Genomic DNA, 12987 nt, shown 5'->3' on the forward strand with positions numbered 1-12987 from the left:
CATCAATTCCAACTCCAACATTCAAGAGAAACCCATGGCTGAACACACCGTCGTTCTCAAACTCAACCAGCAGCAATTGGAACTACTAGACCGCACCATCGCCAAAGGCGTGGCCGCAGACCGCGAAGCTTTGGTCAAACTTGCATTGCGCGAATATGCTCTGCAGCGAGCTAAAGAAGCAGCGGCCGCGACAGGAGTTGCAGCATGAGCACGCGTGAACTCATCACCTCCTGGGTGCTGGAGCCCGGCACCGGCAAAGCCATTGAACTGCTGCGCGGGCAGATCCTGCGCATCGAGCAAATCGAAGGCAACCAGTGTGTCGACTTCAACTGCTTCAACCTGCACGACTACAAGGAAAGCATGCACACGGGCCGCACCCGCACCGTGCACGGCCTGAGCCCTACTACCGGCCATTTCATGTGGTCAGCACCGCCGCGCGAACGGGCCATGGCCTTCATCTTGGAAGACACGGTGAACTGCAACGACGTGATGTTTCCACGCTGCAGCGCCAACCTGTACGAAGGCGTTTACGGCCTGCCGGTGCACACCAACTGCCACGACATCCAGGCCGAGGCGCAACGTGAATACGGCTTAACGCCCGACGACGTGCACGACTCGTTCAACCTCTTCATGCGCACCGGCGTGCGCCCGAACGGCGAGCTGTTCATCGAGCGGCAAAACTCCAAGCCCGGCGACCACATCGACCTGTTGGCGCTGATCGACCTGCTGGCCGTGCCCAACATCTGCGGCGCCGACATCATGCGCACCAGCAACTTCTCGATCAAGCCGGTGCGCATCTCCATCTACCAGGCCACAGAGGAAGACATGGCCGCCGTGCCGCCGCTGAGCCACTTTGCCACACAACGCACACCGGCCGATTTCCGCAACAGCAAAATCAAGGCCGACCGCGAGCTGCGCCGCGACCCCGACTACGCCCCTGCGTTCACCAACGTGCCCATCGTCTACAACGACTACCCCGTGACCTTGAACGACGAAGAGTTCGCACTGCTGCAGCAACACGCGCGCCGCGACCTCTATGGCAAAGACGATGGTGCCGCGCTACGCGACATCGTCTATAGCTGGTGGGAAGAACGCTTCATCAAGAAAACCATCGGCCATGCAGATTGATTTTTCCCAAATCACGGCCTACCAGCGCTACAAGCTGATGGCCAGCTTGATCGTGCCGCGCCCCATTGCGCTGGTCACCACACAAAACGACCAAGGTGTGGTGAACGCGGCGCCGTTCAGCATGTTCAACATGCTGGGCGAAGACCCGCCGATCCTGATGATCAGCGTCAACAAGCTGCAAGACCATCACCTCAAAGACACCTCGGCCAACATCTTGGCCAACGGTGAATTTGTGGTGCACATTGCGGACGAACCCATGGCGCTGCAAATGCACCGCTGCGGAGAAACGCTGCCGTCCTCTCGCAGCGAACTCGACCACGTGGGCCTGACCACCGCGCCCTCGCAAGCCGTGCGGCCACCGCGCATTGCCGAATCGCCCGTGGCATTTGAATGCAAACTCTCAGAAACCCTGGAGACCGCCAGCCGCCACATCTTCATCGGCGAAGTGTTGTGGCTACACGCGCGTGAAGACCTGATCGACACCGAGCGCTACCGCGTGCGGCTGCAAAACTATTTTCCGGTGGCACGCTTCGGCGCCAGCTACTACGTGCGCACCCGCGACCGTTTCTCGATGGAGCCAGAGAAAGAAGCCGCCGAGTCCAACCCCATAGACGAAATCGAATAAAAATGAGTACAGCCACGTCCCCTTCCCTAGTCATACGCAACGTTCGCCCGCTCGGCGGTGCCGCCGTCGATGTGCTGGTCACCGACGGCAAAATTGCCGCGCTGCTGCCCGCCGGTAGCGCAGAAGCCGGCTTGCCCACGCTGGTCGATGGCCAAGGCCAATTACTGCTGCCCGCCCTGGTTGAAAGCCATACCCACTTCGATAAGTCGCTGTGGAACACCCCATGGCGCCCCAACAGCGCCGGCCCCACGCGCAACCACCGCATCAGCAACGAACACACGGTGCTGAAAGACTTCAAAGTGCCGATGGCCGAACGCGCCGGCCCGCTCATCGAGCATTGCATTGCACGCGGCTCGCTCTACTTCCGCAGCCACCTCGACACCCAAACCATCTGGGGCATTCAACACGTCGAAGCCATGTTGGCGCTGCGTGAAAAATACAAACACCTGATCGACCTGCAACTGGTGGCCTTTCCGCAAGGCGGCATGCTGATCGCCCCCGGCACGGTAGAGCTGATGCAACAGGCGCTCGACATGGGTGTGGACGTGGTCGGCGGCATCGACCCCGCGGGCATCGACCGCGACCCCATCCGCCACCTCACCACCATCTTCGAGCTGGCCACACGCTACCAGCGCGGCATCGACATCCACCTGCACGACCTGGGCGAACTCGGCCGCTGGGAGATCGAGCGCATTTGCGACATGACCGAAGAGATGGGCCTGCAAGGCCAGGTGCTGATCAGCCACGGTTATTCGCTGGGCGCGTTTCCACCGGCTGAGCTGTTTGCGCTGGCCGACCGCCTGGCCGAGTTGAACATCTCGGTCATGACCTGCGCGCCGCCCGCCGTGACCGTGCCGCCCGTGGCCATGCTGCGCAGCCGGGGCGTGAACGTGTGCTCCGGCTCCGACGGCATACGCGACGCGTGGAGCCCCATGGGCAACGGCGACATGCTGGAGCGCGCCATGTTGATCGCGCTGCGCTTCGGCTGGAGCAAAGACAAAGACCTGTCCATGGCATTCGACGTGGTGACACAAGGCGGCGCGCGCGCGCTGAACATCGCCCACTACGGCATTGAAGTGGGCAATGCGGCCAACCTGCTGTTGCTGCCGGCCGAAAACGTGGCCGAGGCGGTGGTCAACCGGCCGCTGCAGCGCACCGTGATCAGCCGTGGGCAAGTGGTGGCGCGCGGCGGCGTGTTTGTCGGCCACTAATAGGACGGTAAGCCAACATGCGCACCCTTCTCAAAGCAGCTTGTGTGGTCGGTTTCGACGGTCAGTCACATGTGTTCTGGCGCAATGGCGAAGTGGTCTTCTCGGGCAACACCATCGAGTTTGTCGGGCGCAACTTCCCAGGCCATGTCGATCGTACGGTGGACTACGGCCAAGCCGTGATCTGCCCTGGCTTGATCGACCTGGACGCGCTGGGCGACATCGACTCCGGCGTGCTGGGCGTGGACAACGGCAGCAAATTTGAGAATGGCCGCCTTTGGTCTGAAGACTACATTCGGCGCGGCCCGCAAGACGCCTACACGCTCGAAGAAGAAGTCTTCAAATACCGCTACGCTTTCAGCCACCTGATACGCAACGGCATCACCACCGCGCTGCCCATTACCTCGATGTACTACCGCGCGTGGGCTGAGCGTTACGACGAGTTTGCCGGTGTGGCAGCCGTTGCCGGTGAGCTGGGCATTCGCGCCTACCTCGGCCCCTGCTACATGAGCGGCACCACCATTGCACGGGCCGACTTCACTCCAGGACAGTTGTGGGACGAACCGCGTGGCTTGGCCGGGTTCGACGATGCGCTGCGCTTCTTCCAGGACTTTGATGGCGCGCATGGTGGCCTGGTGCGCGGTATGTTCGCACCCGACCGCATCGAGACCTGCACACCCGCGTTGCTGACACGCACGGCAGCAGCCAGCGCGGAGGTAAACGCACCCGTGCGTTTGCACTGCTGCCAATCCGCTTACGAGTTTGAGACCGTGCTGCAACTGCGCGGGCACACGCCCTTGGGCTGGCTGGAACAATTGGGCCTGCTCAACCCACGCGCCATCTTGCCGCACGGCATTTACCTCAGCGGGCACCCTGCGGTGTCGGCCAAGGGGTCGGCAGATTGGGAACGGCTCAAAGCCTCGGGCGCCACCATCGCGCACTGCCCCGAAGTGTTCATCCGCAGCGGCGAAGCACTCGATTCGTTTGGCAAATACCATGCGGCCGGCATCAACCTCGGCCTGGGCACCGACACCTGGCCGCCCGACTTGCTGCAGAACATGCGCACCGGCCTTTATGCCGCCCGGTTGATGGAAGGCAATTCAAATCAAACCAGCATGGCCGACTTGTTCAACGCCGCCACGCTGGGCGGCGCCAGGGCCTTGCGACGCGACGACCTGGGCCGTTTGGCGCCTGGGGCACAAGCCGACATCGTAGTGTTTGATTTGCAAGGCACACACCTCGGGCCCATCTTCGATCCGCTGAAGAACCTGTTTCTCGCGGGCCGTGGCACCGACTGCCGCGCCAGCTACATCGCCGGGCGCTGTGTGATGGAAGACTTCAAGCTGGGTGGTGTCGATCTACAAGCACTGCAAGCGCAGGCCGACCAGCAGTTTTCCAAGCTGCTGACCAACCAGCAGGCTCGGCGCTTTGATGCGTTGCAAAACACGCCGCTGGTACAGCCCGTGTTTGCTTGGGCTGACTAAGCGTTGATAACCTAAACAGCGACCGGACTGCGCTCGGCAAACTGCCCGTTCCAATACGGGTAGTACGGGTACGGCGGCGTGACCAAACTCGCGGCATCGAGCCGCGCGATCTGCTCGGGGGTCAACTGCCAACCGAGCGCGCCCAGGTTCTCTTGCAACTGCGCTTCGTCGCGCGCGCCAACCAACACACTCGCTACGGTGGGCCGCGCCAGCAGCCAGTTCAACGCGATCTGTGGCAAGGTCTTGCCGGTTTCTTCGGCCACCACGTCCATGGCATCGACCACGCGGTACAAATGTTCGTCATCTACCGGCGGCGCAGAGCCTGCCGTGGCGTGCAGGCGGCTGCCTTCGGGCAGCGGCTGACCGCGCCGAATCTTGCCGGTGAGGCGCCCCCAACCCAGCGGGCTCCACACGATGGCACCCACACCTTGGTCGATGCCAAGCGGCATCAATTCCCACTCGTAGTCGCGGCCGATCAGCGAGTAATAGGTTTGGTTGGCCACGTAGCGCTGCAGGCCCAGCCGGTCCGAGGCCGACAGCGATTTCATCAACTGCCAACCCGAGAAGTTGGACACCCCGATGTAGCGCACCTTGCCCGCGCGCACCAGGTCGTCCAGCGTTTGCAACACCTGCTCCACCGGCGTCATCGCGTCGAACGCGTGCAACTGCAAGATGTCGATGTAGTCGGTGTCGAGGCGCTTCAATGCGGCATGTGTGGCCTCGATTAAATGGTGGCGTGACGAGCCCACATCGTTCGGCCCTTCGCCGCTGCGCAGCGAGAGCTTGGTGGAGATGATGGCCTGCTGACGCCGTCCTTTGAGTGCGGCGCCCAAGATACTTTCAGAGGCGCCGTCAGAGTAAACATCAGCGGTGTCGAACAGGTTCAACCCTGCGTCTAAGCTGATGTCGACGATGCGGCGTGCGCCGTCATTGCCGGTGTTGCCCCAGGCGCTGAACAGCGGCCCTTTGCCGCCAAAGGTGCCTGCGCCAAAACCGAGTGCGGGCACTTTAAAACCCGAGCGGCCGAGATAACGGTATTCCATGACGGTCTTTCAATTTGAGATGCGGCGCGAAGGGATCAAACGCCGGCCAAAACACTGCGTGGGCGCTCCAACGCACGGCTCCACAAGGTCAATGCCAAGCCCACCACGGTGAGCAATGCCGCCACCCAACCCAATGCCGCCAAGCCGGGGCCACGCTCGATCACCACACCGCCGACGTAAGCGCCCAGAGCGTTGCCCATATTGAAGGCGGCGATGTTCAAACTCGACGCCAGGTTTTGCCCGGCGCCACTGGCTTGTTCCAACACACGCATTTGCAGCGGCGCCACGGTGGCGAACGCCACCACACCCAGCACCCCCATGAAAATGACGGCCGCCACCGGGGTGTAGATGGCCAAGGGCATGGCGAACAACACCAGGGCCAGCGCCACCAGCGAGCCCAGCAAGGCAGGCATCAACGCGCGGTCGGCCAAGCGGCCACCCAGCAAATTGCCAATGGCCAAACCGCCACCAAACACCAGCAACACCGGAGACACCGCAGCGGCTGACAAACCAGTCAACTCAGTAAGCAACGGCTGGATGTAGGTGAACACCGAGAACACACCCGCAAATCCAAACACCGTGATGCCCAAGCCCAGCCATACTTTTGGCCGCGCCAACACCGCCAGTTCGTCGCGCAAAGCCACGTCAGGCTCGACCTCGCGGCTGCGCGGCACAAAGATGGCCAGCACCACCAAGGCCACCACACCGACCACAGCCACCGCCCAGAACGTGGCGCGCCAGCCGTAGTGCAAGCCCAGCCAGGCGCCCGCAGGCACGCCCAAGACCGTGGCGGCCGTCAGGCCCGTGAACATGATGGCGATGGCCGAAGCGCGGCGCTCGGGTGCCACCAAGCCGGTAGCCACCACGGCACCCACACCGAAGAACGTGCCATGCGCCAGCGAGGTGAGCACCCGTGCGGCCATCAAGAACGCGTAGTTGGGAGCGATCGCACAGGCGATATTGCCCAGCGTGAAGATCACCATCAGCGCCAGCAACACGGTTTTACGTGGCAGGCGGCGGGTGGCAATGGTGAGCACGGGCGCGCCCCCGGCAACCCCCAGTGCATATGCCGAGATCAGCAGCCCGGCAGCAGTGATGGAAACCTGAAGATCCGCCGCGACCTGCTGCAGCAGGCCCATGATGACGAATTCGGTGGTGCCGATGCCAAAGGCGCCGGCGGTGAGGGCAAGGAGTGCAATAGACATGATGGGCTGAATCATCAAGAAAAACCCTGCATCCGAATAGTCGGCCAGAAGGATGTAGATTTGTGACTTCAATTCACAGTTCACAAACCAACATGCCGCGTACCGACGTCAACCGCTCCGGCGAAATGGAAGCTTTTGTGCAGATCGTCGAACGTGGCGGCTTCTCCGCGGCGGCGCGGCACCTGTTCATGACGCCCTCGGCCATCAGCAAACTGGTGCTGCGGCTGGAAGCGCGCCTTGGCGTGCAACTGGTGCACCGCTCCACGCGCAAGCTGCAGCTCACGGCCGAGGGCAACGCCTTCTACGAGCGCAGCGTGCATGTGCTGGCCGACATGCTGGACGCCGAACGCAGCGCCGCCGCCGGCGCTGCGCCACGCGGGCGGGTGAGTTTGAATTCCAGCTTGCCCGTAGGCATGGCGTTGCTGCTGCCATTGGTGCCCGAGTTCATGGCACTGTACCCCGAAGTCACGCTCGACATTGCGCTCACCGACCGCGTGGTCGACCTGATGGACGAGCGCACCGACGTGGCCGTGCGCTGGGGCGACCTGCCGGATTCCGACCTGGTGGCGCGCCGCCTGGGTGACACGGCGGTGGCCATCGTCGCCTCGCCAGACTATCTGGCGCGCCACGGCACACCGCGCACCCCCGAAGAATTGGCCACCCACAACCGCCTGGGCTCGACCTACCGCCGCAACGCGCCCGGCTGGCCGTTACACATCAACGGCAAAACCGAGAGCCTGGCGGTTGAGGGCAACGTGCGCGCCGCCGATGGCGAAACCCTGCGCCGCCTGGCGATTGCCGGCGTGGGCCTGGCGCGGCTGTCTCGTTACCACATGCAGGCCGACATCGACGCCGGCCGCTTGGTGGCGGTGATGGAAGACTTCAACCCCGGCGACCGCGCGCCCATTCACGCCGTCTACCTGGGCAAGCCCGGCAGGCTACCCGCACGCGTGCGCGTGCTGCTGGACTTTCTGGCGGAGCGCGTGACACAAGCCACGCTGGACGCGGGCTGGTCGGGCAGTTAACAGCGCCCCCAAAAAAACGGCTCCTGATTTGCATCAGGAGCCGTTTATTCAGTGCAAAGCAAGACCTTAGTGCGCGCCTGCCGCAGCGTCTGAACCGCCGCCCCCCTTGGCTGGACGCGTCACCCACACCAGCGGGATCAGCAGCAGGAACAGAATGGCCGAGGCGTAGAACACGTCGTCCACCGCCAGCATGAAAGCCTGCTGGTCGACCAGGCGGTTGACCTGCGCCATGGCTTGTTCCAGGCTCAGGCCAGCGCCTTGCAGGCCCGAGATGGTGGCGTTGGCAACCTCTCGGCCTTGCGTCACGTTTTCAACCAACTGGGCGTGGTGCAAGGCGCCACGGTTTTCCCAGATGGTGGTGGCGATGGACGTGCCCATCGCACCTGCCGTGATCCGCACGAAGTTCGACAAACCCGAGGCGGCGGCAATGCGGTCTGGCGTCAGGCCCGAGAGCGTGATCGTCATCAGCGGGATGAAGAAGAACGCCATGGCCACACCCTGGATGATGGTGGGCACCATGATGGTGGCTTCATCGGCCGAAGTGTTGAAGCGCGAGCGCATCCACAAGACCAGCGCGAAGATCAGGAACGCGGCTGTCGCATAACGGCGTGGATCCACCTTGCTGATGGTTTTGCCCACGATCGGCGACAGCACAATCGCCATCACACCCACCGGCGCCAAAATCCAACCGGCCTGCGTGGCGGTGTAGCCCATGTACTGCTGCAGCCACAGCGGCAACAGCACCACGTTGCCGAAGAACAGCCCGTAGCCCACCGAAGTGGCGATGGTGCCCGACCAGAAATTGCGCCGCGCAAACAACCGCAGGTCGACCACGGGGTGTTCCTCCGTCAGCTCCCACGCCACAAAGAACAGGAAGCCCACCACTGCCACCACGGCCAGTGTCAGCACTTCAGCCGAGTGGAACCAGTCTTGCTCCTTGCCGATGTCAAGCATGGTCTGCATGCAGCCAACCCACACCACCAAGAGCGCCAGCCCGACCTTGTCGATAGGCAACTGCTTGGTCGGCGTTTCGCGCTTGTGATACAGCATCCACGCCGCAAACGCCGCCATGATGCCGATGGGCACGTTGATGTAGAAGATCCATGGCCACGAGATGTTGTCGGTGATCCAGCCGCCCAGCAGTGGCCCCATCACCGGCGCCACCAGCGTGGTCATGGCCCACATGGCCATGGCCGTGCCGGCCAAAGCTGGCGGGTAGCTGGAGAGCAGCAACGACTGCGACAACGGAATCATCGGCCCGGCCACAAAGCCTTGCAAGATGCGGAAAGCGATCAGCGTGTTCATGTTCGGCGCCAAGCCGCACAGCAGCGAGGCAATGACGAACAGCATCACGCTGGCGACGAACAGCCGCACCTGGCCGAAGCGTTGCGACAGCCAGCCGGTGAGCGGCACGGCAATGGCGTTGGCCACGGCAAAGCTGGTGATGACCCAGGTGCCTTGGTTGGGGCTGACGCCCAGGTCGCCCGCGATCGCGGGCAGCGACACGTTGGCGATCGAGGTGTCCAGCACGTTCATGAAGGTGGCCGCGGCCAGGGCAATGGTGCCCCAACTGCGGGCCGCGCCTTCCAGCGGCGGATGCTGCACAAATTTAGCGGGGGTGGACATGTCCTATCCCTCTGAGCCGCTGCAGTTACTGCGCGATGACCGCTGGGGTCACGGCGGCCAAGTTGCGAGGCGCAGGCACGGCGCTGCCGGGGCCCGCATCGGCTGCGTCGGCGGCACCTTCTTTGGGCGCCTGGCCGGGCTTGCCAGCCTTGCCATTCTGGTTGGCCAGAGGACGGCCCAAGTTGGCAGCGATCACGCGGGCGACTTCAGCGTCTGCGCCCTTGTCGAGCGTGGCGTACACCGTGGTGCTGGCCAGCGGTGCAGCGCGCGGCGCATCGGCCAACGACTTACCGTCTTTTTGCGACACGTCGACCGTGGCGTCCATCGACAGGCCCACACGCAGCGGGCTGGCCTTGACCTGCTCGGGATCGAGCGCGATGCGCACCGGAACACGTTGCACCACCTTGATCCAGTTGCCGGTGGCGTTTTGCGCGGGCAGCAACGAGAACGCGGCGCCAGTACCTATGCCCAGACCGGCCACGGTGCCGCTGTATTCCACCTTCTTGCCGTAGACGTCGGCCGTCAACTTGACGGGTTGGCCCAGGCGGATGTTGCGCAGTTGCACTTCCTTGAAGTTGGCATCGACCCACACTTGGCTCAAAGGCACGACCGACATCAGCGTGGTACCAGCGGCCACACGTTGGCCGAGTTGCACGGTGCGCTTGGCGACGTAGCCGTCCACTGGCGAAGGCAAGGCCGCACGTTGTTGCGCCAGATAGGCTTCGCGCACCTTGGCGGCAGCGGCTTGCACACTCGGGTGTTGCTCGATGCTGGTTCCTTCGGTTTGCGCTTGGTTGCTCACCAGTTGCTCGCGCGCAGCCACCACACCGGCTTCGCTCGCCACCACGTTGGCTTTGGCAGCCGCCACAGCCGCGTTGGCGTTGGCCAGTTGGGTTTTGGTGTGGTTCAGTTCTTCTTGCGACACGGCGCCGTTGCCGCTGAGCGCCTGGCGACGGGCCAGATCTTCGGTGGCGCGCGCCACTTCACTTTGTGCACGGGTGACTTCGGTTTGCGCGCGGGTCACGTCGGCGGCGCGCAGGTTGATTTGCGCAGACAGCGTGCCGTTGTTAGCGTACAGCGTACGCACTTGGCGCACGGCGCCGGCCAGGCCTGCTTCGGCTTGCAGCAGGGCCACGCGGGCGTCAGCCGGGTCAAGCTTGACCAGCGGCTGGCCAGCGGTGACGAAGTCGGTGTCGTCGGCCATGATGGCCATCACCGTGCCGCCGACTTGCGGCGTGATCTGGATGACGTTGCCTTGCACGTAGGCGTTGTCGGTGTTCTCGTAGTGGCTGGCGACCAGCCATTCGTAGGCCGTCCAGCCCAGGCCGACCACCACTACGGCAGCGGCGATGGCGGTGAGGGCCTTACGGCGCTTGGGGTTACCGGCAGCAGGGGTTGCGGCGGGAGCGGAAGAGGTTTGCGGTGCGTTCATGATGTGAAGGCTCTCAACAGGGTGTAGGGGTCGAAATGAAATGGGGGGAGGCTTGGGGCTTGGCTCAGTTCGCCAGGCTTGCGCTCTTTGTGAGGACTGGCGTGGCGGCAGGCGCGGTGTAGCCACCGCCGAGCGCGTGGATCAAACGCACCTGGTTGTCGAGCAGGCGGGCTTGCAGGTCGACCTTTTGGCGACGTTGGTTCAGCACAATGGTTTCGGACGTGAGCACGTTCAGGTAAGTGCCCAGGCCGGCCTTGTAGCGCTGCACCGAGATGTCGTAGGCGCCCTCGCCCGCTTTCTGCGCCAGCTCTTGCTGCACTTGCTGGCGGCGGATGGCTTCGGTCGAAGCCAGTTCGTCGGCCACTTCGCGCAGGGCGGCGAGCACGGTGTTGTTGTAGCTTTCCACCGCCGCATCCAGGTCGGCGGTTTTGCCACGCAGGTTGGCACGCAGACGGCCGGCATCAAAGATCGGCAGGCGCAAGGCCGGGCCCACGCCCCACTGCTCGCTACCGGCTTCGGTCAAGCGGCCAAGGCCAATGCTGGAGAGGCCGACAAAGCCCACCAGGTTGATGTTCGGGTAGAACTGCGCCTTGGCGCTGGCCACATCTTTGGTGGCGGCTTCGACGCGCCAGCGCGCGGCGGCGATGTCGGCACGGCGGCCCAGCAGGTCGACCGAAATGTTGCTGGCCAGCGGGAAGGGCTGCACCACCGACAGATCGGGCGTAACCAGTTTGTCGGCCGCGTGGGGCTGGCCCACCAGGTACGACAAGGCGTTGCGCGTCAAATCAATTTGTTCTTTGAGTTCTTCGATCACCAAGCGGGCTTCGGGCAGGCCGCTTTCGCTTTGGCGCAACTCTAAGTTGGTGTCCAGGCCGGCAGACACGCGGTCGTGCACCAGCTTCAGGGTTTCGTCGCGCTGGGCCAACGTGCGCTCAGAGACTTTCATGCGCGCTTGCAGGCGCATCAGCTGAAAGTAGTTTTGCACCACTTGGGTGGACAGCAACACACGCGCGGCTTGTGCATCGGCCTCAGCAGCTTGCACGGTGCCCAGAGCGGCATCGAGTGCGGAGCGGTTCTTGCCGAAGAAATCAAGCTCCCAACTGCCGTTGAGCTGCAAAGTGCCCGAGTTGCGGATCGAGCCTGCCAGGGGCGCAGGGTACAAGCCGTTCTCGGTGTAGAGCTGGCGCGTGGCATCGGCTTGCGCCCCCACTTGGGGCAGCAGCGCCGCACCTGCCGTTTCGCTCACCGCTTGGGCACGCGCCAAGCGGGCTTGCGCCAGCTTCAGGCTGGGGCTAGTGGCCAGGGCTTGTGCCACCAGGGCGTTGAGCTGGCCGTCGCCATAACCTTGCCACCATTCGGCACGGATGCCGGTGCTGGCCGGGTCTTGGAACGCCAGGCCGAGTGCGGCGGTGTCCAGCGGCTTGGCCTCGGACGTGATGCCCGAGAAGTTGGCACAGGCGGTCAACGCAGCAATGGCCGTGGCGGCCAAAGCGAAGCGCAAACCACGGCGTGCGCCGGAGGAAATCCATTGAATGTTATTGGTCGTTTTCATGGTTGCTTTTCAGATGCGGTGAAGGCTTCCGCGTTGTCCAGAATGCGTGTCAAAAACCCGGTCAGCGTTTTCCACTCGTCTTCGCTGAAACCGGCCAAAAAGGCGTTTTGAATACCGCTGAGCACCACGGGAATGTGCTTGGCGGCCTCCAGGCCTTCGGGGGTGATCTCGATGTTGACGACGCGGCGGTCTTCGCTGGAACGCACGCGACGGCAAAGGCCCTTAGCTTCCATGCGGTCAAGCAGGCGCGTCATGCCGCCCGCATCCAACTGGCAGCCACGCGCCAATTCAGCCACCGTTGACGCGTGGCCCAGCGCCAACTTGTACAGCGGCACCCACTGGGCGTGGGTCAGGCCCACGGGCTCCAGTTGGCGCTCGGCCTCCTGGCTCACGGTGCCGACGATCTTGCGCATCATGTGACCCACGCTGTTCATCAGCGCATAGGCTTCGGGCTTGTAGAAACTGGCAGGCTGCAGCTTGCCTGCGGGCGTTGGAGCGCCGGCAGCACCCGGCTCTACAACGTCGCATGGAAGGTCCGACTGGGATTCTGGCTTTGCATTCATGGACGCGAATATTAATTGACTAGTCACACAATGTCAAGGCATCTAATGTTTTGTCATCTTTTGTCTGGGCAACTTTTGCACCGTATTGGCTACACT

At 63.3% G+C, this 12987-nt stretch carries 12 protein-coding genes; 6 read left to right on the top strand and 6 right to left on the bottom strand.

Annotation, left to right across the window (positions count from 1 at the left end):
* Positions 1-34: 34 nt before the first annotated feature.
* From ACPWMG_RS18710 to ACPWMG_RS18730, 5 genes are read left to right on the top strand one after another with little or no spacing between them, the layout of a single operon-like run.
* Positions 35-208 (top strand): hypothetical protein, encoded by a 174-nt coding sequence (locus tag ACPWMG_RS18710; protein ID WP_483300993.1) that lies wholly within the window; start codon positions 35-37, stop codon positions 206-208.
* Positions 205-1128 (top strand): DUF1989 domain-containing protein, encoded by a 924-nt coding sequence (locus tag ACPWMG_RS18715; protein WP_483300994.1) that lies wholly within the window; start codon positions 205-207, stop codon positions 1126-1128. The genes ACPWMG_RS18710 and ACPWMG_RS18715 overlap by 4 nt, the downstream gene beginning before the upstream one ends.
* Positions 1118-1753 carry a flavin reductase family protein gene (locus ACPWMG_RS18720; protein WP_483300995.1) on the top strand — a complete coding sequence of 212 codons (636 nt, stop codon included), beginning with the start codon at positions 1118-1120 and terminating at the stop codon, positions 1751-1753. The genes ACPWMG_RS18715 and ACPWMG_RS18720 overlap by 11 nt, the downstream gene beginning before the upstream one ends.
* A 2-nt stretch (positions 1754-1755) precedes the next feature.
* Positions 1756-2964, top strand: coding sequence for an amidohydrolase family protein (locus ACPWMG_RS18725; RefSeq protein ID WP_483300996.1), 1209 nt, complete (start codon positions 1756-1758; stop codon positions 2962-2964).
* A gap of 17 nt (positions 2965-2981) precedes the next feature.
* A complete protein-coding gene (locus ACPWMG_RS18730; RefSeq protein WP_483300997.1) occupies positions 2982-4445 on the top strand; it encodes an amidohydrolase family protein in 1464 nt (487 codons plus the stop codon).
* An 11-nt stretch (positions 4446-4456) separates the two neighbouring features.
* Here the strand turns inward: ACPWMG_RS18730 and ACPWMG_RS18735 are convergent, their stop codons facing one another.
* Both ACPWMG_RS18735 and ACPWMG_RS18740 read right to left on the bottom strand, forming a co-directional pair.
* A complete protein-coding gene (locus ACPWMG_RS18735) occupies positions 4457-5488 on the bottom strand; it encodes an aldo/keto reductase (protein WP_483300998.1) in 1032 nt (343 codons plus the stop codon).
* A 35-nt stretch (positions 5489-5523) separates the two neighbouring features.
* The gene (locus tag ACPWMG_RS18740) at positions 5524-6693 is read right to left on the bottom strand and encodes an MFS transporter (RefSeq protein ID WP_483300999.1); all 1170 of its coding nucleotides are present in this window, start codon (positions 6691-6693) and stop codon (positions 5524-5526) included.
* A 92-nt stretch (positions 6694-6785) separates the two neighbouring features.
* Between ACPWMG_RS18740 and ACPWMG_RS18745 the strand changes: the two genes are divergently transcribed.
* Positions 6786-7718, top strand: a complete 933-nt coding sequence (locus tag ACPWMG_RS18745) for a LysR family transcriptional regulator (RefSeq protein WP_483301000.1) — start codon at positions 6786-6788, stop codon at positions 7716-7718.
* A 66-nt stretch (positions 7719-7784) separates the two neighbouring features.
* Here ACPWMG_RS18745 and ACPWMG_RS18750 read toward each other — a convergent pair whose 3' ends face one another.
* From ACPWMG_RS18750 to ACPWMG_RS18765, 4 genes are all read right to left on the bottom strand, one after another.
* Positions 7785-9344, bottom strand: a complete 1560-nt coding sequence (locus ACPWMG_RS18750; protein WP_483301001.1) for a DHA2 family efflux MFS transporter permease subunit — start codon at positions 9342-9344, stop codon at positions 7785-7787.
* A gap of 25 nt (positions 9345-9369) precedes the next feature.
* Positions 9370-10776 carry an EmrA/EmrK family multidrug efflux transporter periplasmic adaptor subunit gene (locus ACPWMG_RS18755; protein WP_483301002.1) on the bottom strand — a complete coding sequence of 469 codons (1407 nt, stop codon included), beginning with the start codon at positions 10774-10776 and terminating at the stop codon, positions 9370-9372.
* A gap of 64 nt (positions 10777-10840) precedes the next feature.
* Complete coding sequence (locus ACPWMG_RS18760; protein WP_483301003.1) at positions 10841-12328, bottom strand: efflux transporter outer membrane subunit; 1488 nt, start codon at positions 12326-12328, stop codon at positions 10841-10843.
* Complete coding sequence (locus tag ACPWMG_RS18765; RefSeq protein ID WP_483301004.1) at positions 12325-12891, bottom strand: MarR family winged helix-turn-helix transcriptional regulator; 567 nt, start codon at positions 12889-12891, stop codon at positions 12325-12327. Before ACPWMG_RS18765 ends, ACPWMG_RS18760 begins: the two co-directional genes overlap by 4 nt.
* Positions 12892-12987 lie beyond the last annotated feature (96 nt).

Origin of the sequence: Hydrophilobacter chitinilyticus (assembly GCF_049860745.1) — a bacterium.
Classification (GTDB): domain Bacteria; phylum Pseudomonadota; class Gammaproteobacteria; order Burkholderiales; family Burkholderiaceae_C; genus Rhodoferax_B.